Here is a 23,766-nt window from a genome sequence, read left to right as displayed (position 1 = left end):
GGATCGCCGGCCGGGTGAGCGGACGTGTCGGACCGTCCTCACCCGGCCGGACCCTCGACTACCCGTGCGCCGCCGCCAGATGCTTCGCCAGTCGCGGTGACGCGAACTCCGTGCCGCACACGAACCGCATCACCGGGCCGTACGAGGACGCGGCCGGCAGGCCCGTGAAGTACAGGCCCGGGATCGACGAGACGTATCCCGCGCCCAGCTTCGGCGCGCCGCGGCTCACCGCGAGGTGGGTGCGCAGTTCGTGGCCGAGGAAGTCCATGGCCGCGATGTCGACGCGGTATCCGGTGGCCGCGATGACATGGTCCGCGGTGAGCCGCTCGCTGCCGCCGGCGTGGGTGCGGACCGTGAGAGTGGGGCTGCCGTCGGTCGCGTCGGCGCCGACTATCCGCTCCACCTCGCTGACCTGGACCTTGCCCTCGAAGCGGTCGCGCAGCCACCAGGCGCCGAGCGGGCCGAGGACGCGCCGGACGAGGTAGTGGCGGGTCTGGGCCGGGAGGTGGCGGTAGGGCTGCGGGTAGTAGCTGAGCGCCCAGAGGGACCAGGCGCGGCCGAACGGCGACTCGGGGCGCAGTTTCGGCTGCTGCCAGGGCGGCGCCCCGAAGGCGACCCGGCCGCGGCCGCGGGAGACCACCCGCACCTGCGCGCCCGCCTCGGCCGCCAGCGCCGCCGTCTCCAGCGCGGACTGGCCCGCGCCGACGACGATGAGTTCCTTGCCGGCGTAGCGCGTGAGGTCGTGCTGCTGGGAGCTGTGCGAGACCGGGCCCACGGGGGTCGGTCCGTCCGGCGCGGCGGCCGCGAGCTCCGGGGGCAGTTGCTCGAGGCCGGACAGACCGGTGGCCACGACGACCGCGCGGGCGGTGAACGACTCGCCGGAGTCCAGCTTCAGGTCGAAGCCGCCGCCGTCCCGCCGGTCGACGGAGACCACCCGCACCTGCTCCAACTCGGGCACCAGCTTCTGCCGGAACCACTCGCCGTAGGCGATGAAGGTCTCGACCGGGATGATGTCCTCGTCGGTGACCAGGCGGGGTATGCCCGCCGCGTCGCAGTAGTCGACGAGGTCGTGCCCGGGCTGCGGGGCATCGAAGTTGGAGGCGACCGGGGTCGACTTCAGCAGCATGCCGACGGGCATGTGGTCGCGCCAGCTGACCATGGGGTCGCCGAAGACGCGCACCGGAATACCGCGGGCTCGCAGATGGGCGGCGGTCGACAGGCCGAACGGCCCGGCGCCGATGACAGCTACCGGTTGCAACACGAAGTCCCTCCCCAGGACGTCTTTCTTCGTCACTTCGTGGCCGGCTCGGGCGGCCGGTACTCCTGGCCGGATACGGGCCAGGCGCCGGCTAGCCGCCCGAACCGGTCGTGCTGCCGCGGCGGTTGGTGCGCCACAGCTGATACAGGTGCTTCGCGCCAGGTCGCACGAAGCGGGTGAGCATCGTGAGGAACGGCAGCGGGTCGTCACCCGCGAGCCAGGCCAGCTCCGTCCCGCTCGCGCGCGCCGGTGCGTGCGGCGTCGTATAGCCGCTGCGGCGGTAGGCGAGCAGGGCGGGCAGGTCGATGTTCTCCACGATGTACCGGTGGCCGGCGCGCTGTTCCCCCTCCGGGACGGAGCGGCCGGTCAGATCCAGGTGCATGGCGCGGACGACGTCCACTCCCGACTCGCTCTCGAAGAGCCGGAACTGGGCGCCCATGCGGGGGTTGAAGTCGAGCAGTTTGTACTGTCCGTCGCGTCGGTCGAAGCGCAGGTCGAGGTCGATGATGCCGGTGAAGCCGATCTGTTTGATGAAACGTGCGGCGAGATCAGCGAGTTCCGGATTGTCGACGACATACGCGTTCGCGGTCATTCCGGCGTGCGGCGGCCAGGAGCGGACCTTCACTCCTGTGAACATCGCGCGCGGGGTCGCGTCCTGGTCGAAATAGGCGTGCACGATCCAGTCCTCGGCCTCCTCCCGCGGGAGGTACTCCTGGAGGATCACGCCGGGGTGCTCGCCCCAGTCGCGGGCGAGCGTGAGCAGGCCCTCGCGGGTGGCGATCCTCGTCGTGCCGTTCACCGCGGGCCGCTTGCGCCGCAGGAACGCCTCGCGGTTCTTGGCCACCACCGGGAAGGTGGCCTTCTCGGCGAAGTCCACGATCTCCTCGTACGACTGCGGGAACGCGGCCGTCGGGCTCGGGATGCCGTGCTCCACGCACAGTTCGTGCAGGCCCTGCTTGCTGGCCAGTTGGCGGGGCAGGGCGGGCTCCACGCGCGGGAAGAGGAAGTGGCCGACGAGTTCGTCCTGGTGCTCGGCGATCAGGACGGCGGCCTCCTCGTCCGTCGGAATCAGCACGGTGGGGCGGCCGATGCGGCGTCCGATCCGCAGCAGGCCCTCCACCAGGTGATCGGGGTCCTCCGTGCCGGTGGTCGGCCAGACGAAGGCCTTCTTGAGATAGCGGCTCGCGGCGGCGGGTGTGTACGCGTCCTCCGTGATCGCGTACATCGGCACGCCGAGGCGGCCGAGGCTGCGTATCGCGCCCACGCCGCCGTGGTGCAGCGGATAGTCGCCGAACTTCACGATCAGGCCAGGCACTTCACGATCGGCCTCAAAACGCAAACTGGCAGCACTTTTGGCCACGGGTCCCCCCACGCGTCCCCCCTACGGACCGGACCCACCCCGTCCGTGTCCCCCAAAGGACGCTAAGCCGGAATTGGGGCGTCCGACAAGGCCAATTCGGACATTGCAAACTCTTTAGACACTGTCAGGACAGGCAACTCGGCCGTAACGTGTGGCACGGCCGCATGTCAGAACGCGACACATGGTGAGAGTGAGGCAGCACCCCATGCCCCCCTTCAACGTCCCCGAGGGCGACCCTTTCGGTGTCCACAACCTTCCGTACGGCGTCTTCTCGCGCGCGGGATCCGACGGGCGGACGGTGGGAGTCCGGCTCGGCGACCACGTCCTCGACGCGGGCGCGGCGGCGCGGGCGCTCGCTTCGCCGTACGCGGCCCTGCTCGCCCACCCCTCGCTGAACCCGCTGCTCGCGGCCGGCCCCACGGCCTGGTCGGACGTCCGGCGCGCGCTGACGGGCTGGGTGACGGTCCCGGCGCACCAGGAGACGATCGCGCCCTTCCTGTACCCGCTGTCGTCGGTCACGCTCCACCTCCCCTTCGAGGTCGCGGACTACGTCGACTTCTACGCGTCCGAGAACCACGCGCGGAACGTCGGACAGATCTTCCGCCCGGACGCCCCCGACCCGCTGACCCCCAACTGGAAGCACCTGCCCATCGGTTACCACGGCCGGTCGGGCACGGTGGTGGTCTCGGGCACGGATGTCGTACGACCCTCGGGGCAGCGCAAGGCGCCCACCGACCCGGCACCCGTCTTCGGCCCCTCCGTCCGCCTGGACATCGAGGCGGAGGTCGGTTTCGTGGTCGGCGCGCCCTCGCCGATGGGCGGGTCGGTGGCGCTCGGCGACTTCCGGGACCACGTCTTCGGGCTCTGCCTGCTCAACGACTGGTCCGCACGCGACCTCCAGGCCTGGGAGTACGTCCCCCTCGGCCCGTTCCTCGGCAAGTCCTTCGCCACCTCGGTGTCGGCGTGGATCACCCCGCTGGACGCCCTGGAGGAGGCCGCGGTGGCGCCGCCGGAGCGCACGCACGCGTTGCTGCCGTATCTCGACGACGGCGCCTCGGGGGTCGACCCGGGCGGCTACGACATCCGGATCTCCGTCGCGATCAACGGCCATGTCGTCTCCGAGCCGCCCTTCTCCACCATGTACTGGACGGCCGCCCAGCAGTTGACCCACATGACCGTCAACGGCGCCTCCCTGCGCACCGGGGACTTCTACGGCTCCGGCACGGTGAGCGGGCCCGAGCGGTCGCAGCGCGGGTCCCTGCTTGAGCTGACCTGGAACGGGACCGAACCCCTGGAACTCCCCGACGGCAAGCGGACGTTCCTGGAGGACGGGGACGTCGTCACGCTCTCGGCATGGGCACCGGGACCGGGCGGGGTCCGGGTGGGCTTGGGCGAGGTGACCGGGCGGATCGTGGCGGGGGCGGAGTAGGGGGAGGGCCGGGGGGACGGGGGGCGGGTGCGTCCCGGGGTGAAGGCGAGTCGGGTGTGACGGCGGTTCTACGGGGCGTAGTGGGTCTTTCTCATGTCCTGACGTCCGGCTCCGGCACCGGCATACTGGCGGCGGGCGGAGCGGCCGCGGGCGGACCACGCGCCGAGCCCTTCGCCCCGTACCGCACCTCTCCTTCCTCCGACCAGGATCCGGAGCCCATGGCATGACCGATGGCATGACCGTCTGCCTGCTCCTGCTGAGCGTCGTCGCCCTCACGGCCGCCGTGCCGGTGCCGCGCGCCCTGGTGCGGGCCGGGTGGCCCGACCGGGAACCGGTGGTCGCGCTGTGGGTGTGGCAGTGCCTGGTGGCGACCGTCCTGCTGTGCTGTCTGACGGCGCTCGTGCTGGGCGCGGCCGCCGTCTTCCACACCGTCCGCGACCACGTCTTCGCACCGGCGCCGCCCGCCGTGACCGCGGCCTACGACCTGTCCGCCGCGCCGGTCTGGGCCGCCGCCCTGACCCTGCTGCTGGCCTGCGGCGCGGCCTGGACGACGGCGATGCTCGCCCGCGAGCTGGTCGAGGCGCGCCGGCACCGCGGCCAGGCCAGGGCCCAGTTGCGCGAACGCGCGCCCGAACTGCCCGGCGGCCTGGAGGAGGCGGCCCGCGGGCCGCTCCTGGTGCTGGAGGACGAGTACCCGGACGCCTGGTGGATGCCGGGTCACCCGCCCCAGCTGGTGGTCACCACCGGCGCCCTGCACCGCCTCACCGACCCCCAGCTGGAATCGGTCCTCACCCACGAGCGCGATCACGCCCGCGCTCACCACGACTGGCTGCTGCATCTGTCGACGGCGCTCGCGACGGGCTTTCCCCGGGTGCCGCTCTTCGCCCACTTCTGCGACCAGACGCACCGGCTGGTGGAACTGGCCGCGGACGACACGGCGTCCCGTCGCTGCGGTCACCTCACCACCGCGCTGGCCCTGATCGAGCTGAACCAGCACCGGGGTGTCCTCTCCTGCGCCTCCAGTCACCGGCTGCTGGGTGAACGGGTGGACCGGCTGCTGCAGCCGCCGGCTCGCCTCGGGCGCCGTCACCGGGCTCTGACCGCGACGGTGGCGACGCTGGTGCCGCTGCTCCCCTTGCTGATCACGTTCGCTCCCGGGTTGACGGCGTTGAGCTGACCGTCCTCTGCCTCCAGTGGCAGATGTAGCCCGACAGCCGCCGTTTCCCCAGCTCAACCGCCCCACCGGCGGAGCCCCCGGTGGCGCAACACTCCCGCAACACTCCATTCCCTACCGGCTCGCTATGGTTCGAAACATGCCATCCAGCGACCGCGTCCGAGACCACGCAGGGCAGGGTGCGACCACCGTCGCCGCCCACCGCGCGCGGCGTCGGCTGCGCGCCGACCAGGCACGGCAGCTCGCCGATCTGCTCCGCCACCAGCTGCTGGCCGGCGGATTCCCGGACGGCACACTCCCGCACGAGACGACCCTCGCCGCCGACTACCGCGCCACCCGCAACACGGTCCGCGAGGCCCTGGACCTGCTCAGGGCCGAGGGGCTGGTGGAACGACTCCCCGGTGTCGGCACCGTGGTGGTCGCCGAGAAGTTCCCGCACGGCCTGGACCGGCTGATGGGCCTCGCGGAGACCCTGCGCGAACACGGCCGGGTCACCAACGAGGTCCGCACGATGGGCCCCGCCTCCGCACCCGCCCCGGTCGCCGAACGCCTGCACGTCCCGCCCGGCTCGGACGTCCTCTACATCGAACGACTGCGCCGCCTGGACGGCCTCCCCCTCTCGCTCGATCTCACCTACATCCCACTCGACATCGGCACCGCCCTGCTCGGCGCGGACCTGGAGAACACCGACGTCTTCCGCCTCCTGGAAGCCATCACCGGCCACTCCCTCGGGCACGCCGAGATCACCCTGGAGGCGGTGAACGCGGACACCCACTCCGCCGCCGTACTCGAGGCCCCGCGCGGCGCGGCCGTCCTGATGCTGGAACGCCTCACGTATCTCGACGACGGCCGCCCGGTCGACCTGGAGTTCATCCGCTTCCGCGGCGACCGCATCACGATGAGCGGCCTCCTGCACCGCTCGCTGTGACAGCGCCTCTCTGACTCCGACCCTTTTCCCCACCCCACTCCCAGACTTGCTGGACCTTCCTGGAGACAGCCATGCCCTTGGCGCCCCAGCGGGCCGACGTGCCCGTGACCATCGACGAGTCGAAGTGCATCGACGGCTGCACCCTCTGCGTCGACATGTGCCCGTTGGACTCCCTCGCCATCGACGAGAGCAACGGCAAGGCCTACATGCACGTCGACGAGTGCTGGTACTGCGGCCCGTGTGCGGCCCGCTGTCCCACCGGAGCCGTGACGGTCAACATGCCCTATCTGCTCCGGTGAGAGGCCCGAACCCCTATGAAACGCACGGCAGTTGCCCTGGCCACGGCCGCCCTGCTGCTCCCGCTCTCCGGCTGCGGCGGCAGCGCGGAGGCCGGTAGCGGCTCCACGGTGACGATCACCGTCGGCTACCAGTCCAAGACCATCAACACGGTCACCGCGGGCACCCTCCTGCGCTCCCTCGGCTACTTCGAGAGGGACCTCGACGCCCTCCACGACGGCCACACCTACAAGGTCGACTGGCAGGACTACGCCACCGGCGCCCCCATCACCGCCCAGATGACCGCCGGGAAGATCGACATCGGCTCGATGGGCGACTTCCCGCTGCTCATCAACGCGGCCCGCGGCAAGCAGCTCGGCAAGCCGACCCGCCTGGTCTCCGTCACCGGCTACAACCTCCGCGGCGGCCTCAACACCGTCGTCACCGCACCCGACTCCACGCTCACCTCCCTCACGGACCTGAAGGGCAAGAAGGTCTCCACGAGCATCGGCTCGGCCGCCGACGGCACCCTCGTACGCGCCCTCCAAGAGGCCGGTATCGACCCCGACAAGGGCATCGAGAAGCTCAACCAGCAGCCCGCGGTGGGCGCTTCGGCCCTCGCCGCCGGCAGCGTGGACGCGCTCTCCCAGTTCGTCGCCTGGCCCGGCCTGCTCACCTACCAGGGCAAGGCGAAGGCCCTGTACGACGGCGCTCAGCTGAACCTCCCCACCTTCCACGGCGTCACCGCCCGCCAGGACTTCGCCAAGCAACGCCCCGCCGTCCTGGAGGCCTTCCTCAAGGCCCAGTCCGAGGCGACGGACTACCTGAACGCGCATCCTGTCGCCGCCGCCGAGAAGGTCGCCAAGGCCACCGAACTGCCCGCCGAGGTCGTCTACCTCTACAACGGCGCCCACGGCATCGCCACCTTCGACCCGGCCGTCAAGCCCCAACTCGTCGCCGCCCTGAAGAAAGACGTCTCCGTCCTCAAGGCCGCGAAGCTGACCGGCGACGTGGACGTGGACTCCTTCGTCGACGACCAGTACGTCAAGAAGGCCCTCGGCGCGGACTACGCCACGCAACTCACCGCGAAGCCGGCTGCCGCCGCGAGCGAAGTGTGGCCGAAGGGTTCGGAGAAGACGCTTTCCTTCAAGTCCCCTGCCGAGTTGTTGAGTTACGTGGGCAAGCACCAGAACGGCATCCGCGCCGCTTACGTCCCCGACGCCACCACCGGCACCCTCTGGTTCGCCGACAAGGCGGTGTGGGTGGCTGATGGCGAGGAGTTGCTGCCGTTCGTGGCACCGGCGACCGCGCAGGCGTACATCGCCGGGCACGGAGGCGCCCGTGTCATCACGTACGCCGATGCTCTGGAGCAAGCCTCGTGACCGGGCGTCCGAAACAGGTGGGCCGGTACGCGCTGCGGCTCGGCTCGCTGGCCGCCGCCCTCGGCATCTGGCAGCTGCTGACCAGCCTGGACGTCGATCTGTGGCTGCGCTTCTCGCAGTTCCCCACGGTCGCCGACGTGGCCCACGCCTTCGCCGACCGGGTCTCCGGCCCTGACTACTGGACGGACCTCACCGACAGCCTCACCCGTATCCTCACCGGCTTCCTGCTCGCCGCCGTCCTGGGCGTGGCCACCGGCGTGCTCGTGGCGCGCTCGCGGCTCGCCGAGGACCTGCTCGGTCCGGTCCTCGAAGTCCTGCGCCCGATCCCGGCCATCGCCCTCGTCCCCGTCGCGATCCTCCTCTTCCCCTCCAACGAACAGGGCATCGTCTTCATCACCTGCACCGCCGCCTTCTTCCCGGTCCTGGTCTCCACCCGGCACGCCGTCCGTGCCCTGACTCCCGTGTGGGAGGAGGCGGTTCGCACCATGGGCGGCGGCCGGTGGCGCGTGCTCGGCTCGGTCGTCCTGCCGGGCGCGCTGCCCGGCATCTTCGGCGGCCTGTCGGTCGGCATCGGCGTCTCGTGGATCTGCGTGATCTCCGCCGAGATGATCTCCGGCCAGTACGGCGTCGGTTACCGCACCTGGCAGGACTACACGATCGTCAACTACCCGGGCGTCTTCGTCGGCATGGTCACGATCGGCATCCTCGGCTGGCTCACGTCCACGGCGGTCGAACTGCTGGGGCGGCGGCTGACGCGGTGGTTGCCGCGGACGTCGTACGTGGCCGTCGGACGGCCGTCGCGCAGGGCGCGCGGTGCCGCCACCACCTCCCTCGTGCCGGTCGCCCCCAGGAGCAACAGGAGTAGCGGGAGCAAGGAGGACGTGTCCCATGACCAGCTCGTCTGAGGTCCGCACGGCCGGCCCTTCCGGCGGCCGTCCAGCCGGTTCATCGAGTGGCCGCCCAGCCGACTCCTCCGGCACTCGCCCGGCATCCCCCCGTACCGGCGCCGCGCTCGCCCTGCGCCAAGCCGCCCTCGGGCGACCGGGCGCGCCCGTGCTCGACGGCGTGGACCTCGCCGTCTCTCCCGGCGAGATCCTGACCGTCGTCGGCGCCTCCGGTTGCGGCAAGTCGACCCTGTTGCGCACGTTCGCCGGGCTGTTGTCGCCGCTCGCCGGTGAAGTCACCCAGGACGGACGTCCGTTGACGGGCCCCGCCGCCGACCGCGCCCTGATCTTCCAGGAGGACGCCCTCCTGCCCTGGCGCTCGCTGCGCGCCAACGTCGAACTCCCCCTCGCCATCAAGGGGTTGCCGCGCGCCGAACGCCGTACCCAGGCCGACTCCTGGCTCGACCGCGTCGGACTCGCCCCGCTCGCCCGGCAGTTGCCGCACCGCGTCTCGGGCGGGCAGCGCCAGCGCGCCCAACTCGCCCGTGCCCTCGCGGGCTCGCCGCGGGCCGTCCTCATGGACGAACCCTTCGGCGCCCTCGACGCCCAGACCCGGGCCGGCATGCAGGACCTGCTGGTGGAGGTGTTGGGCGGCACGGGCGCGACCGTCGTCTTCGTCACCCACGACGTGGACGAGGCGCTCTTCCTCGGCGACCGCGTGGCCCTCCTCGGCGCCGGCCGGCTGACCGCCGTACGCGAAGTGCCGCGCCCGCGCGACCGTACGGCGCACGACGACCCGGCGCGCACCGCGCTGAGGCGCGAAGTCCTCACCTCGCTCGGTACCTGACTCGGTTCCTGATTCGGTGCCTGACCCGGTACCTGAAAGGCCCTCCGGTGACCCCCGTGACCACTCCCCCGGTGACTCCTGTGAACACGCCCCCGGCGACTCGCGCGACCACTCCCCTGGAGATCCCCGCGCTCGCCGACGCCGAGGAACTGACCTGCGACGTCCTCGTCATCGGCGGCGGCACCGCCGGCACGATGGCCGCGCTGACCGCCGCCGAGCACGGCGCCGACGTGATCCTGCTGGAGAAGGCCCACGTCCGGCACTCCGGCGCCCTCGCCATGGGCATGGACGGCGTCAACAACGCGGTCATCCCCGGCCGCGCCGAGCCCGACGACTACGTCGCCGAGATCACCCGCGCCAACGACGGCATCGTCGACCAGTCCACCGTCCGCCAGACCGCCACCCGCGGCTTCGGCATGGTGCAGCGACTGGAGTCGTACGGCGTGAAGTTCGAGAAGGACGAGCACGGCGAGTACGCGGTCCGCCAGGTGCACCGCTCGGGCTCGTACGTGCTGCCGATGCCGGAGGGCAAGGACGTCAAGAAGGTCCTGTACCGGCAGTTGCGGCGGCGCGAGATGCGGGAGCGGATCCGGATCGAGAACCGGGTGATGCCGGTACGGGTGCTGACCGTCGAGGGGCGGGCCGTGGGGGCGGTCGGCTTCAACACGCGCACCGGCGCCTTCGTCACCGTCCGCGCGGGCGCGGTGATCCTGGCCACCGGCGCCTGCGGCCGGCTCGGCCTGCCCGCCTCCGGCTACCTCTACGGCACCTACGAGAACCCGACCAACGCGGGCGACGGCTACGCGATGGCGTACCACGCGGGCGCCGAGCTCACCGGCATCGAGTGCTTCCAGATCAACCCGCTGATCAAGGACTACAACGGCCCCGCCTGCGCCTACGTCGCCAACCCCTTCGGCGGCTACCAGGTCAACCGGCACGGCGAACGCTTCGTCGACTCCGACTACTGGTCCGGCCAGATGATGGCCGAGTTCGCGGCGGAGGTGGCGTCGGACCGCGGGCCCGTGTACCTGAAGCTGAGCCACCTCCCGGAGGAGTCGATCTCCGCCCTGGAGTCGATCCTGCACTCCACCGAGCGCCCGACCCGGGGGACTTTCCACTCCGGCCGGGGTCACGACTACCGCACCCACGACGTCGAGATGCACATCTCCGAGATCGGCCTGTGCGGCGGCCACTCCGCCTCCGGCGTCCGCGTCGACGACCACGCCCGCACGACGATCCCCCGCCTGTACGCCGCCGGCGACCTGGCCTGCGTGCCGCACAACTACATGATCGGCGCGTTCGTCTTCGGCGACCTCGCGGGCGCGGACGCGTCCCAGTACTCGGCGTACGAAGGGGAGTTGCCGGCCGACCAGCTCCGCGCGGCGCACGAGCTGATCTACCGCCCGCTGGGCAACCCGGACGGCCCGCCGCAGACCCAGGTCGAGTACAAACTGCGCCGCTTCGTGAACGACTACGTGGCCCCGCCCAAGTCCGGCGCCCGACTCTCCCTGGCCCTCGAGGCGTTCGAGCGCATGCACGCCGACATCGCGGAGATGGGCGCGCGCACCCCGCACGAACTGATGCGCTGTGCCGAGGTCTCCTTCATCCGCGACTGCGCCGAGATGGCCGCGCGCGCCTCCCTGGCCCGCACGGAGTCCCGCTGGGGCCTCTACCACGACCGTCTCGACCACCCTCATCGCGACGACGCGTCCTGGTTCCACCACCTCGATCTGCACAAGTCCCCCTCTGGTGCGATGGAGTTCACGGCCCGTCCCGTGGCTCCCTACCTGGTCCCCATCGACGAGTTCACGCCCGTCGGCGGTCCCTCCCGTCACCTCGGCGAGGTCCACGCCGAGGACGTCGCCACCGCCGGCTCCCGAGACATGGCCCCGGTCGCGACCGGCACGGGAGGCATGGAAGGCGCGGGGGGTACAGAGGGTGCGGACCCGAACCGCGCCTCCGCCCCGCACTCCCCCGAGCCCCACCCCGAGGAGTCCTCCCGACGCCTCCTCGAACTGGTCGCCCTCGCCGACGAACAGCCCGAACTCGATTCCCTGCGGCCCTACTTGACCGACCCGGCCGCCGCCGTCCGCCGCGAGGCCGTCGCCGTCCTCACCGAGACGGTCCCACCGGGCACGGGCCCCGCCCTCGCCGCGTCCCTCCGCGACACCGCCCCGGAGGTACGGGCCGCGGCCGCCGCCTCCCTGCGCGAACTCGTCGAGACACTCCCGCCCGAACCCGCCCTCCGCGACGGCCTGGTCGCCGCCCTGGCCGAGTTCGACCCGGTCGTCCGCGCCGCCTCCCTCGACGTCCTGCGCGCCCTGCGCCTCGGCGACGCCGCGCTCTTCTCCGCCTCCCTCTCCGACACCGAAATCCCCGTCCGCATCGAGGCCGTACGCGCCCTGGTCTCGGTCGACGCCGCCCCCGAACTGGCCCCCGCCACCGACGACCCGTCCCGCGAGGTCCGCGTGACGATCGCGAAGGCGTTGGCGACGGTGACGGCGACGCGGCGGGCGGGGGGGCATGGCTCGCACGAGATCCCTGGCACGCACGAGTTCTCTGGCACGCAGAAGGTCCCGGGCACGCAGGAAGTCCCGGACACTCCCATGGACGCCGACCCCGAAACCGACGTCGTCCTGACCGCCCTCGCCCAACTCGCCGCCGACCCCGACCCCTTGGTCCAGGGCGCCGCCTACGGCGCACTCGGCACGACCGGCTGCCCGGCTCCCCTCGCCGCCCACGCCGTCGCCGCCCTGTCCGCCCACGCCTGGCAGGTCAGGTCCGGCGCCGCGACCGCCCTGTCCGCCGCCGACCCCGACGTGGCCGTCCCCGCCCTGGCCAAGGCCCTCGCCGACCAGAACGCCGACGTCCGCAAGGCCGCCGTCCTGGCCCTGACCCGGCACGGCGCCGACGAGGACGCCCGAGCGGCCCTCGCCACGGCCACGACGGACACGGACGCGGACGTCAGGGCGTACGCGTCACGGGCGCTGTGACGGTGCGGGGCGCTTTGCTGCGAGGCACCCTCCGCACTGAGCCGACGCCGACCGGCCAGTCCCCTATATCCAGTCCTCCGGCTCCGGCTCCATGTCCATCTCGGGCCAGTGATCGGCACCGGGGTCGGCAGCAGCAGCCGGTGTCGCTCTCGCGGCTGCCGTCGATGCCGGCGCTGCCACCGGTACCGGTGTCGCCGCCACCGCAGGAGCCACCTCCGGCGCGTCCCCCAGCCCCGCCAACACCCCGATCACGCCCTCCCCGTACGTCGCCAGCTTCTTCTCGCCGACCCCGCTGATCGTGCCGAGCTGGGCCACCGACGTCGGCCAGACCGTGGCGATCTCGCGGAGGGTGGCGTCGTGGAAGATGACGTAGGCGGGGACGCCCTGTTCGCGGGCCTGTTCGGCACGCCAGGCCCGTAGCGCCTCGAAGGCCGGCTGGAGTGCTTCCGGCAGCTCCGCCGCGGCGGCCTTGGCCTTGCGGTCGCCCCGGCTGCCGGACGAGGAGCCCGACTTGGCGCCCGCCGGCTTCTTCGGCTCCTTGCGCAGCGGCACCTCCCGCTCGCGCCGCAGCACCGTTCCGCTGGCCTCGGTCAGTACCAGCGTGCCGTAGTCGCCCTCGACCGCCAGCAGCCCCTGCGCCAGCAACTGCCGTACGACGCCCCGCCACTCGGCCTCCGCGAGGTCCTCGCCGATGCCGAACACGGACAGCTGGTCGTGGTCGAACTGGATCACCTTGGCCGTGCGCTTACCCATGAGGATGTCGACGATCTGCACCGCGCCGAACTTCTGCCCCCGCTCGCGCTGCAACCGCACCACCGTGGACAGCACCTTCTGGGCCGCGACCGTGCCGTCCCAGGTCTCCGGCGGGGTGAGGCAGGTGTCGCAGTTGCCGCAGCCGCTCGCGTCGGGGTCCTGGCCGAAGTAGGCGAGCAGTTGGCCCCGGCGGCACGCGGCCGTCTCGCACAGGGCCAGCATCGAGTCCAGGTGGGCGGCGGCGCGGCGGCGGAACGCCTCGTCGCCCTCGCTGGACTGGATCATCTTGCGCTGTTGTATGACGTCGTTGAGGCCGTAGGCCATCCAGGCCGTGGAGGGCATACCGTCACGGCCCGCGCGGCCCGTCTCCTGGTAGTAGCCCTCGACCGACTTGGGCAGGTCGAGGTGGGCGACGAAGCGGACGTCCGGCTTGTCGATGCCCATGCCGAAGGCGATCGTGGCGACGACCACGAGGCCCTCTTCGCGCAGGAAGCGCGACTGGTTCGCCGCGCGGGTGCCCGCGTCCAGACCGGCGTGGTACGGCACCGCCTCGACGCCGCTGCGGGAGAGGAACTCCGCCGTCTTCTCGACCGAGTTGCGCGAGAGGCAGTAGACGATGCCCGCGTCGCCCGGGTGCTCCTCGCGCAGGAAGCTCAGCAGCTGCTTCTTGGGGTCGGCCTTCGGGACGATCCGGTACTGGATGTTGGGCCGGTCGAAGCTCGCCACGAAGTGGCGGGCCGTCGGCATGCCGAGCCGCTCGGTGATCTCCTGGTGGGTGGCGTGCGTGGCCGTCGCCGTGAGCGCGATCCGCGGGACGTCCGGCCAGCGCTCGCCCAGGACGGAGAGGGTCAGGTAGTCGGGGCGGAAGTCGTGGCCCCACGAGGAGACGCAGTGCGCCTCGTCGATCGCGAAGACCGAGATCTTGCCGCGGGAGAGCAGGTCCAGGCTGGAGTCGAGGCGCAGCCGCTCCGGCGCCATGTACAGCACGTCCAGCTCGCCGGCCAGGAACTCGGCCTCGACCACGCGCCGCTCGTCGAAGTCCTGCGTGGAGTTCATGAAGCCCGCGTTGACCCCGAGGGCCCGCAGCGCGTCCACCTGGTCCTGCATCAGCGCGATCAGCGGCGAGACCACGACGCCCGTGCCGGGTCTGACCAGGGCCGGGATCTGGTAGCACAGCGACTTGCCGCCGCCGGTCGGCATGAGGACCACGGCGTCGCCGCCGGCCACCACATGGTCGATGACCTCTTCCTGCTCGCCGCGGAAGGCCTCGTATCCGAAGACCCGGTGCAAGGTGGAGAGCGCTTCGCTCTCCGTGACCCCTGGCATCTCGCTGATCCCGCCCATCCCACGCATCGTCCCGTCCCCCGTACGTCGTCCCTCGACCACTGCGTCCACGATAGGGGCCCGGACTGACAGCCATGGAGTTATCCACAGGCTGGTGACGGTTACGGGGTGTGGTCATTCGAATGGCTCCGTCACATGGCGCGACCGATGCGGCCGGGACATGCTGCCGGTGCGGGACGGGGGAGGTCCGCCACGCCACCGAACGGACGGCGCGCCGTGCGTGCGGACGCCTCCCAAGTCAAGGAGCCCCACCATGTCCCCTCGGTCCCTGCAGGGCGCCGTCAAGGCCGCCATCGCGGTGGCGACGGCCGCGGCCTTCGCGCTGACCGCCGCCCCGGCCCACGCCGCGCCCGATCCCGACCCGTCCGTGTGGACCGAGCTGAGCAAGACGTACCAGGCAACCTCCAAGTACGGGTACGAGGCGTCCGCCGCGGCCGGCGGCTACGTACGCACCGACGACTGCGTCGCCGACCCGGTCGAGGGCGGCATGGGCTACCACTACCTCAACAAGGCGAACATCGGTTCGGTCGATCCGGAGAAGCCGGCGGCCCTGCTGTACTCGGAGGGGTCCAGGAACGCGTGGGCCGACGTGTCCGACTTCACCGGCGGGCGCAAGCTGGTCGCGGTGGAGTGGGTCGTGGAGGACACGGGTCAGGACGCGCCGACCCTGTTCGGGCAGACCTTCCAGAAGGACCAGCTCCCCGGCTTCTTCACCCTCCACGCCTGGATCTACAAGCCCAACTCCGAGGGTCTGTTCGCGCCCTGGAACCCCCTGGTCGTCTGCCCGGCGACCTGAGTGCCGGTTGCGCGCGAAGGGCCCCGGTTCCCTCGAAGGGAACCGGGGCCCGCCGCTCGCGTACCGCAGGTCAGCGCACGAACACTCCCGCCTGGTTGGCCAGGTCCAGGAAGTACTGCGGCGCCACACCGAGGACCAGCGTGACCGCCACGCCGACCCCGATCGTCGTCATCGTCAGCGGCGACGGCACGGCGACCGTCGGGCCGTCGGGCCGCGGCTCGCTGAAGAACATCAGCACGATGACGCGGATGTAGAAGAACGCGGCGATCGCGGACGAGATCACACCGACCACGACCAGCGGGGCCGCGCCGCCTTCCGCCGCCGCCTTGAACACGGCGAACTTCCCGGAGAAGCCCGAGGTCAGCGGGATGCCGGCGAAGGCGAGCAGGAACACCGCGAACACGGCCGCCACCAGCGGCGAACGACGGCCCAGGCCCGCCCACTTGGACAGGTGCGTCGCCTCGCCGCCCGCGTCGCGCACCAGCGTCACCACGGCGAAGGCGCCGACGGTCACGAAGGAGTACGCGCCCAGGTAGAACAGGACGGACGAGACGCCGTCGGGCGTGGTCGCGATGACACCGGCGAGGATGAAGCCCGCGTGCGCGATCGACGAGTACGCCAGCAGCCGCTTGATGTCGGTCTGGGTGATCGCCACGATCGCGCCGCCCAGCATGGTGACGATCGCGACGGCCCACATGACCGGCCGCCAGTCCCAGCGCAGGCCCGGCAGGACGACGTACAGCAGGCGCAGCAGCGCGCCGAACGCCGCGACCTTGGTGGCCGCCGCCATGAAGCCGGTGACCGGGGTCGGCGCGCCCTGGTAGACGTCGGGCGTCCACATGTGGAACGGCACCGCGCCCACCTTGAACAGCAGGCCCATGACGATCATCGCCGCGCCGATGAGCAGCAGCGCGTCGTTGCCCATGGTGTCGGCGAGCGCCGGGTCCACGTTGGTGACCGTGCCGTCGACGACCTGGGCGATCGTCGCGTACGACACCGAGCCCGCGTAGCCGTAGAGCAGCGCGATGCCGAACAGCGTGAACGCGGAGGCGAACGCGCCGAGCAGGAAGTACTTGACCGCGGCTTCCTGCGACAGGAGCCGGTTGCGACGGGCCAGCGCGCACATCAGGTACAGCGGGAGCGAGAACACTTCCAGGGCGATGAACAGGGTCAGCAGGTCGTTCGCCGAGGGGAAGACCAGCATGCCCGCGATCGCGAAGAGCAGCAGCGGGAAGACCTCGGTGGTGGTGAATCCGGCCTTGACCGCGGCTTTCTCGCTGTCGCTGCCCGGTACGGAGGCGGCCTGCGCGGCGAACGAGTCGACGCGGTTGCCGTGCGCCTCCGGGTCCAGGCGCCGCTCGGCGAAGGTGAACAGGCCCACCAGGCCGACCAGCAGGATCGTGCCCTGGAGGAACAGGGCCGGTCCGTCGACGGCGATCGCGCCCATCGCCGCGATGCGCGCCTTGGTGGTGCCGTATCCGTCCGCCGCGAGCGCCACGACCGCCGCGAAGGCGGCGCAGAGTGCGACGGCGGAGACGAACACCTGGGCGTAGTAACGGGACTTGCGCGGTACGAAGGCCTCGACCAGCACGCCGACGATCGCCGCGCCGAGGATGATCAGGGTGGGCGACAGTTGCCCGTATTCGATCTTCGGCGCGTCGATCTTGGAGATCGGGTCGGCCGCGGTTGTCCACAGGCTGTGGACGGCTGCTGCGCTCACTTGGCGGCCTCCACCTCGGGCTGGGGGTCCTTCTTGTGTACGTCGGACAGGGTCGACTTCACCGCCGGGTTGACGATGTCGGTGACCGGCTTGGGATAGACGCCCAGGAAGATCAACAGGACGATCAGGGGCGTCACGACCACGAGTTCACGCGCGCGTAGATCCGGCATCGTGGAGACCTCCGGCTTCACCGGCCCGGTCATCGTCCGCTGGTAGAGGACGAGGACGTAGAGCGCGGCGAGGACGATGCCGAAGGTGGCGATGATGCCGATCGCCGGGTAGCGCGCGAACACGCCGACCAGGACCAGGAACTCGCTCACGAACGGCGCCAGGCCCGGCAGCGACAGGGTCGCGAGCCCACCGATCAGGAAGGTGCCGGCGAGCACCGGGGCGACCTTCTGCACTCCCCCGTAGTCCGCGATGAGCCGCGAGCCGCGCCGGGAGATCAGGAAGCCGGCCACCAGCATCAACGCGGCGGTGGAGATGCCGTGGTTGACCATGTACAGCGTCGCGCCCGACTGGCCCTGGCTGGTCATCGCGAAGATGCCCAGGATGATGAAGCCGAAGTGCGAGATCGACGCGTACGCCACAAGGCGCTTGATGTCCCGCTGGCCCACCGCGAGCAGCGCGCCGTAGACGATGCTGATCAGGGCGAGGACGAGAATCGCGGGCGTCGCCCACTTGCTGGCCTCCGGGAACAGCTGGAGGCAGTAGCGGAGCATCGCGAAGGTGCCCACCTTGTCGACGACCGCCGTGATGAGGACGGCGACCGGGGCGGTGGCCTCCCCCATCGCGTTGGGCAGCCAGGTGTGCAGCGGCCACAGCGGCGCCTTCACCGCGAAGGCGAAGAAGAAGCCGAGGAACAGCCAGCGTTCGGTGCTCGTCGCCATGTGCAGCGAGCCGTTCGCGCGGGCCTCCGCGATCTGCTGGAGGCTGAAGTTCCCGGCGACCACGTAGAGGCCGATCACCGCGGCCAGCATGATCAGACCGCCGACCAGGTTGTAGAGCAGGAACTTCACTGCCGCGTACGACCGTTGCGTCGACGCGGCCTCCTCGCCGTGCTCGTGGGCACGGTCCCCGAAGCCGCCGATGAGGAAGTACATCGGGATCAGCATGGCTTCGAAGAAGATGTAGAAGAGGAAGACGTCGGTGGCCTCGAAGGAGATGATCACCATCGCCTCGACGGCCAGGATGAGCGCGAAGAAGCCCTGGGTGGGCCGCCACCGCTTGTTGCCGGTCTCCAGCGGGTCGGCGTCGTGCCAGCCCGCGAGGATGATGAACGGGATCAGCAGCGCGGTCAGCGCGAGCAGCGCCACCCCGATGCCGTCCACGCCCAGCTCGTAGCGGACCCCGAAGTCCTTGATCCAGGCGTGGGATTCGGTGAGCTGGTAGCGGTCGCCGTCCGGGTCGAAGCGGACCAGGACGACGATCGCGAGCGCGAGCGTGGCGAGCGACACCACCAGCGCGAGCCACTTGGCGGCGGTGCGCCGCGCGGCCGGCACGGCCGCCGTGGCGATCGCCCCGATCGCGGGGAGCACCGCCGTCGCTGTCAGGAGGGGAAAGGACATCGGTATCAGACCGCCCTCATCAGCAGGGTCGCGGCGACGAGGATGGCCGCACCGCCGAACATCGAGACCGCGTACGACCGCGCATAGCCGTTCTGCAGCTTGCGCAGCCTTCCGGAGAGGCCGCCCATCGAGGCCGCCGTGCCGTTGACGACCCCGTCGACCAGCGTGTGGTCGACGTAGACCAGGGAGCGGGTGAGGTGCTCGCCGCCGCGCACCAGGACCACGTGGTTGAAGTCGTCCTGGAGCAGGTCGCGGCGGGCGGCCCGGGTGAGCAGCGACCCGCGCGGGGCGACGGCCGGGACCGACCGGCGGCCGTACTGCGCCCAGGCGATGCCCACGCCGATCACCAGGACCACCATCGTGGCCAGGGTGACCGTCAGGGCGCTGACCGGGGAGTCTCCGTGCTCGTGCCCGGTGATGGGCTCCAGCCAGTGCAGGAAGCGGTCGCCGATGCCGAAGATGCCGCCGGCGAAGACCGATCCGAAGGCCAGCACGATCATCGGGATCGTCATCGTCTTCGGGGACTCGTGCGGGTGCGGCTCGTTGCCGTTCTCGTCGGGCTGCCAGCGCTTCTCACCGAAGAAGGTCATCAGCATCACGCGCGTCATGTAGTACGCCGTGATGGCCGCGCCCAGCAGGGCCGCGCCGCCGAGGATCCAGCCCTCGGTGCCGCCCTTGGCGAAGGCCGCTTCGATGATCTTGTCCTTGGAGAAGAAGCCGGACAGGCCCGGGAAGCCGATGATGGCGAGGTAGCCGAGACCGAAGGTGACGAAGGTGACCGGCATGTACTTCCGGAGGCCGCCGTACTTCCTCATGTCGACCTCGTCGTTCATGCCGTGCATGACCGAACCGGCGCCGAGGAAGAGCCCGGCCTTGAAGAAGCCGTGCGTCACCAGGTGCATGATCGCGAAGACGTAGCCGATGGGGCCGAGGCCCGCGGCGAGGATCATGTAGCCGATCTGCGACATCGTCGAGCCCGCGAGGGCCTTCTTGATGTCGTCCTTCGCGCAACCGACGATCGCACCGAACAGGAGCGTGACGGCACCGACCACGGTGACGACGAGCTGCGCGTCGGGCGCGGCGTTGAAGATCGCTCCGGAGCGGACGATCAGGTAGACGCCCGCGGTCACCATCGTCGCCGCGTGGATGAGGGCGGAGACCGGGGTCGGGCCCTCCATCGCGTCGCCGAGCCAGGACTGCAGCGGCACCTGGGCGGACTTGCCGCAGGCGGCCAGCAGCAGCATCAGGGCGATGCCGGTGAGCTTGCCCTCCGAGGTGTCGCCGACGCTGTCGAGCACCGGCCCGAAGGCGAAGGTCCCGAACGTCGTGAACATCAGCATGATGGCGATCGACAGGCCCATGTCGCCGACGCGGTTGACCAGGAAGGCCTTCTTCGCCGCGGTCGCCGCGCTGGGCTTGTGCTGCCAGAAGCCGATCAGCAGGTAGGACGCCAGACCGACGCCTTCCCAACCGACGTACAGGAGCAGGTAGTTGTCGGCGAGGACCAGGATCAGCATCGCCGCGAGGAACAGGTTCAGATAGCCGAAGAAGCGGCGGCGGCGCTCGTCGTGCTCCATGTACCCGATCGAGTACAGGTGGATCAGCGAGCCGACGCCCGTGATCAGCAGGACGAACGTCATCGACAGCTGGTCGAGGCGGAACGCGACGTCCGCCTGGAAGCCCTCGACCGGGACCCAGGTCCACAGGTGCTGGAGCAGGGTCCGGTGTTCGGCGTCCTTGCCGAGCAGGTCGGCGAAGAGCACGACGCCGATCATGAAGGAGGCGGCCGCCAGTGCCGTGCCGATCCAGTGGCCGACGGCGTCGAGACGCCGGCCACCGCACAGCAGTACGGCCGCTCCGAGCAGTGGCGCCGCCACCAGCAGCGCAATCAGGTTCTCCACGATTCAGCGACCCCTCAGAGCTTCATCAGGCTGGCGTCGTCGACCGAGGCCGAGTGGCGGGAACGGAACAGGGACACGATGATCGCGAGCCCGACCACGACCTCCGCGGCGGCGACGACCATCGTGAAGAAGGCGATGATCTGGCCGTCGAGATTGCCGTGCATGCGGGAGAAGGTGACGAACGCGAGGTTGCAGGCGTTCAGCATCAGCTCGATGCACATGAACACGACGATCGCGTTGCGTCTGATCAGCACACCGCTGGCGCCGATCGTGAACAACAGGGCGGACAAGTACAGGTAGTTGACCGGGTTCACTTCGACGCCTCCTCGGTCCGATGGAAGTGCGCCGGCTCGACCTCGGTCCGCTCCAGCCGCTCCTCGGAGCGCTGCTCAAGGGCCTTGAGGTCGTTGAGCGCCTCGGCGGACACGTCACGGATCTGACCGCGCTCGCGCAGCGTCTTGTTGACGGTGAGCTCGGACGGGGTGCCGTCGGGCAGCAGGCCCGCGATGTCCACGGCGTTGTGCCGCGCGTACACACCGGGCGCCGGCAGCGGCGGCAGGTGGTTGCCGCGCACGCGCTCCTCGGACAGCTCACGCTGGGTCTTGGCGCGCTCGGTGCGCTCCCGGTGGGTGAGCACCATGGCGCCGACGGCGGCCGTGATCAGCAAGGCGCCGGTGATCTCGAAGGCGAAGACGTACTTGGTGAAGATGAGGGTCGCGAGGCCCTCCACGTTGCCGTTCGCGTTCGCCTGGCCGAGGCCGTTGAACTCCGTGAGGGACGCGTTGCCGATGCCGGCGATCAGCAGGATGCCGAAGCCGAGACCGCACAGAAGGGCCAGCCAGCGCTGGCCCTTGATGGTCTCCGTCAGGGAGTCGGCGGCCGTGACGCCGACCAGCATCACCACGAAGAGGAACAGCATCATGATCGCGCCCGTGTAGACGACGATCTGCACGATCCCCAGGAAGTAGGCCCCGTTGGCGAGGTAGAACACCGCCAGGATGATCATGGTCCCGGCGAGCGAGAGCGCGCTGTGCACCGACTTCTTCATGAAGACGGTGGCCAGGGCGCCGATCACCGCGACCGTGCCGAGGACCCAGAACTGGAACGCCTCGCCGGTGGAGGTGGAGTAGGCGGCGAGCTGGGCGGTGGAGTGGGCCGCGAGCTGGGGGCTCATGCTTCCACCCCCTCTTCTTCCGCCTTCTCGCCCTTGGAGACGGCGACTTGGCGCTCGGTGCCGGGCGCGGCCTCCGTGACCAGACCCCGGTAGTAGTCCTGCTCGTCCGTCCCCGGGAAGATCGAGTGCGGGCTGTCGACCATGCCCTCTTCGAGGCCGGCCAGCAGCTGTTCCTTGGTGTAGATGAGGTTGGCGCGGCTGCTGTCGGCCAGCTCGAACTCGTTCGTCATCGTGAGCGCGCGCGTGGGGCACGCCTCGATGCACAGGCCGCACAGGATGCAGCGGGCGTAGTTGATCTGGTAGACGCGGCCGTACCGCTCGCCCGGCGAGTAGCGCTCCTCGTCCGTGTTGTCCGCGCCCTCGACGTAGATCGCGTCGGCGGGGCAGGCCCAGGCGCACAGCTCGCAGCCGACGCACTTCTCCAGGCCGTCCGGATGGCGGTTGAGCTGGTGCCGTCCGTGGAAGCGGGGAGCGGTGGTCTTCTGCTGCTCCGGGTACTGCTCGGTCAGCCGCTTCTTGAACATGGCCTTGAAGGTCACGCCGAAGCCGGCCACGGGGTTCTGGAAACCGGGCTTGGTCTCCTTGGGTTCCTCAGCCATCGGACGCCTCCTTTCCATCCGTAGGTCCGTCACTGGCAGTATCCGACCCGCCACTGACAATGAGCTCCCGCTCCCGTCGCGGGCTGCGCCTGGGCACCGGCGGCAACTCCTGTCCGGGCAGCGGCGGCACGGGGAATCCACCCGCCATCGCGTCGAATCCGGCGGGTTCCGCCGCGGACGCCTCGGCCGTCTGCGCCTTCTCGCGGAACATGTCCACGACGAAGGACAGAAGCAGCAGGGCGAGGACGCCGCCGCCGATGTAGAGGGCGATGTCGGCGAAGTCGTAGTTCTCGTTGCGCAGCGCCCGCACGGTCGCGACCAGCATCAGCCAGACCACGGAGACCGGGATGAGGACCTTCCAGCCGAGCTTCATCAACTGGTCGTAGCGCACGCGCGGGAGCGTGCCGCGCAGCCAGATGAAGAAGAACAGCAGCAGCTGGACCTTGATCACGAACCAGAGCATCGGCCACCAGCCGTGGTTCGCGCCCTCCCAGAAGGTGCTGATCGGCCAGGGGGCCCGCCAACCGCCGAGGAAGAGCGTGGTCGACACCGCGGAGACCGTCACCATGTTCACGTACTCGGCGAGCATGAACAGCGCGAACTTGATGGACGAGTACTCGGTGTTGAAGCCGCCGACCAGGTCGCCCTCGGACTCGGGCATGTCGAAGGGGGCGCGGTTGGTCTCGCCGACCATCGTGATGATGTAGAGGATGAAGGAGACCGGCAGCAGGACGATGTACCAGCGGTCGTGCTGCTGTTCGACGATCGTCGACGTCGACATCGACCCCGAGTAGAGGAACACCGAGGCGAACGCGGCGCCCATCGCGATCTCGTAGGAGATCATCTGCGCGCAGGACCGCAGACCGCCCAGGAGCGGATACGTGGATCCGGAGCTCCAACCGGCGAGGACGATGCCGTAGATGCCGACCGAGGCGACCGCGAGGATGTAGAGCATCGCGATCGGCAGGTCGGTGAGCTGCATCGTGGTGCGGTGGCCGAAGATCGAGACCTCGTTGCCGGACGGGCCGAAGGGGATCACCGCGATCGCCATGAAGGCCGGGATGGCCGCGATGATCGGCGCGAGGACGTAGACCACCTTGTCCGCGCGCTTGACGATGAGGTCTTCCTTGAGCATCAGCTTCACGCCGTCGGCGAGCGACTGGAGCATGCCCCAGGGGCCGTGCCGGTTGGGGCCGATGCGCAGCTGCATCCAGGCGACGACCTTGCGCTCCCAGACGATCGAGAACAGCACGGTGATCATCAGGAACGCGAAGCAGAAGACGGCCTTGACGACGACCAGCCACCAGGGGTCGCGGCCGAACAGCGAGAGGTCTTCGGCGGCGAGGTACTGGCTCACGCCGTACGAGCTCATGCCGTGGG

General features: G+C 70.4%; 19 protein-coding genes. 9 read left to right on the top strand and 10 right to left on the bottom strand.

Annotated elements, in window-relative coordinates; translation table 11 throughout:
* Positions 1-58: 58 nt before the first annotated feature.
* Both ACWD5F_RS42430 and ACWD5F_RS42425 read right to left on the bottom strand, forming a co-directional pair.
* Positions 59-1,261, bottom strand: coding sequence for an FAD-dependent oxidoreductase (locus ACWD5F_RS42430; RefSeq protein ID WP_451261536.1), 1,203 nt, complete (start codon positions 1,259-1,261; stop codon positions 59-61).
* 88 nt (positions 1,262-1,349) lie between these two features.
* Positions 1,350-2,597: a carboxylate--amine ligase gene (locus ACWD5F_RS42425; RefSeq protein ID WP_451261535.1), complete on the bottom strand. Its 1,248-nt coding sequence runs from the start codon at positions 2,595-2,597 to the stop codon at positions 1,350-1,352.
* 226 nt (positions 2,598-2,823) lie between these two features.
* Here ACWD5F_RS42425 and fahA point away from each other — a divergent pair, with 226 nt between their 5' ends.
* The 8 genes from fahA to ACWD5F_RS42385 all read left to right on the top strand — a co-directional run bounded on the left by fahA (position 2,824) and on the right by ACWD5F_RS42385 (position 12,531).
* Entirely contained in the window at positions 2,824-4,047 is a 1,224-nt protein-coding gene (gene fahA / locus ACWD5F_RS42420; RefSeq protein WP_451261534.1) for a fumarylacetoacetase, read from the top strand.
* Between the two features lie 235 nt (positions 4,048-4,282).
* Positions 4,283-5,224, top strand: a complete 942-nt coding sequence (locus ACWD5F_RS42415; RefSeq protein WP_451261598.1) for a M56 family metallopeptidase — start codon at positions 4,283-4,285, stop codon at positions 5,222-5,224.
* Positions 5,225-5,360: 136 nt separating this feature from the next.
* The gene (locus ACWD5F_RS42410; protein WP_401714204.1) at positions 5,361-6,149 is read left to right on the top strand and encodes a GntR family transcriptional regulator; all 789 of its coding nucleotides are present in this window, start codon (positions 5,361-5,363) and stop codon (positions 6,147-6,149) included.
* Positions 6,150-6,220: 71 nt separating this feature from the next.
* Positions 6,221-6,448, top strand: coding sequence for a 4Fe-4S dicluster domain-containing protein (locus tag ACWD5F_RS42405; protein WP_010986276.1), 228 nt, complete (start codon positions 6,221-6,223; stop codon positions 6,446-6,448).
* 15 nt (positions 6,449-6,463) lie between these two features.
* The gene (locus ACWD5F_RS42400; RefSeq protein ID WP_451261533.1) at positions 6,464-7,807 is read left to right on the top strand and encodes an ABC transporter substrate-binding protein; all 1,344 of its coding nucleotides are present in this window, start codon (positions 6,464-6,466) and stop codon (positions 7,805-7,807) included.
* A 17-nt stretch (positions 7,808-7,824) separates the two neighbouring features.
* A complete protein-coding gene (locus ACWD5F_RS42395) occupies positions 7,825-8,712 on the top strand; it encodes an ABC transporter permease (protein ID WP_451261597.1) in 888 nt (295 codons plus the stop codon).
* Complete coding sequence (locus ACWD5F_RS42390; RefSeq protein ID WP_451261532.1) at positions 8,696-9,538, top strand: ABC transporter ATP-binding protein; 843 nt, start codon at positions 8,696-8,698, stop codon at positions 9,536-9,538. Before ACWD5F_RS42395 ends, ACWD5F_RS42390 begins: the two co-directional genes overlap by 17 nt.
* Positions 9,539-9,594: 56 nt before the next feature.
* A complete protein-coding gene (locus ACWD5F_RS42385; protein ID WP_451261531.1) occupies positions 9,595-12,531 on the top strand; it encodes a fumarate reductase/succinate dehydrogenase flavoprotein subunit in 2,937 nt (978 codons plus the stop codon).
* A 63-nt stretch (positions 12,532-12,594) separates the two neighbouring features.
* Here the strand turns inward: ACWD5F_RS42385 and recQ are convergent, their stop codons facing one another.
* A complete protein-coding gene (gene recQ / locus ACWD5F_RS42380; RefSeq protein ID WP_451261596.1) occupies positions 12,595-14,637 on the bottom strand; it encodes a DNA helicase RecQ in 2,043 nt (680 codons plus the stop codon).
* Positions 14,638-14,881: 244 nt separating this feature from the next.
* Between recQ and ACWD5F_RS42375 the strand changes: the two genes are divergently transcribed.
* Positions 14,882-15,424 (top strand): hypothetical protein, encoded by a 543-nt coding sequence (locus ACWD5F_RS42375; RefSeq protein ID WP_451261530.1) that lies wholly within the window; start codon positions 14,882-14,884, stop codon positions 15,422-15,424.
* 70 nt (positions 15,425-15,494) lie between these two features.
* On the opposite strand, the gene nuoN is transcribed toward ACWD5F_RS42375, so the two are convergent.
* The 7 genes from nuoN to nuoH are packed head-to-tail and all read right to left on the bottom strand — an operon-like array spanning position 15,495 to position 23,743.
* Positions 15,495-17,144: an NADH-quinone oxidoreductase subunit NuoN gene (gene nuoN / locus ACWD5F_RS42370; RefSeq protein WP_451261529.1), complete on the bottom strand. Its 1,650-nt coding sequence runs from the start codon at positions 17,142-17,144 to the stop codon at positions 15,495-15,497.
* Complete coding sequence (locus ACWD5F_RS42365; protein WP_451261528.1) at positions 17,141-18,712, bottom strand: NADH-quinone oxidoreductase subunit M; 1,572 nt, start codon at positions 18,710-18,712, stop codon at positions 17,141-17,143. Before ACWD5F_RS42365 ends, nuoN begins: the two co-directional genes overlap by 4 nt.
* A 5-nt stretch (positions 18,713-18,717) precedes the next feature.
* Complete coding sequence (gene nuoL, locus ACWD5F_RS42360) at positions 18,718-20,613, bottom strand: NADH-quinone oxidoreductase subunit L (protein WP_451261527.1); 1,896 nt, start codon at positions 20,611-20,613, stop codon at positions 18,718-18,720.
* Positions 20,614-20,627: 14 nt separating this feature from the next.
* Entirely contained in the window at positions 20,628-20,927 is a 300-nt protein-coding gene (nuoK, locus tag ACWD5F_RS42355; RefSeq protein WP_123998414.1) for an NADH-quinone oxidoreductase subunit NuoK, read from the bottom strand.
* Positions 20,924-21,787 carry an NADH-quinone oxidoreductase subunit J gene (locus ACWD5F_RS42350; protein WP_451261526.1) on the bottom strand — a complete coding sequence of 288 codons (864 nt, stop codon included), beginning with the start codon at positions 21,785-21,787 and terminating at the stop codon, positions 20,924-20,926. Before ACWD5F_RS42350 ends, nuoK begins: the two co-directional genes overlap by 4 nt.
* A complete protein-coding gene (gene nuoI, locus ACWD5F_RS42345) occupies positions 21,784-22,386 on the bottom strand; it encodes an NADH-quinone oxidoreductase subunit NuoI (RefSeq protein ID WP_451261525.1) in 603 nt (200 codons plus the stop codon). The genes ACWD5F_RS42350 and nuoI overlap by 4 nt, the downstream gene beginning before the upstream one ends.
* A complete protein-coding gene (gene nuoH / locus ACWD5F_RS42340; RefSeq protein ID WP_401714438.1) occupies positions 22,379-23,743 on the bottom strand; it encodes an NADH-quinone oxidoreductase subunit NuoH in 1,365 nt (454 codons plus the stop codon). Before nuoH ends, nuoI begins: the two co-directional genes overlap by 8 nt.
* Positions 23,744-23,766 lie beyond the last annotated feature (23 nt).

Source organism: Streptomyces sp. NPDC002499 (assembly GCF_053595415.1).
This window is presented reverse-complemented; position numbering and strand designations above follow the sequence as displayed.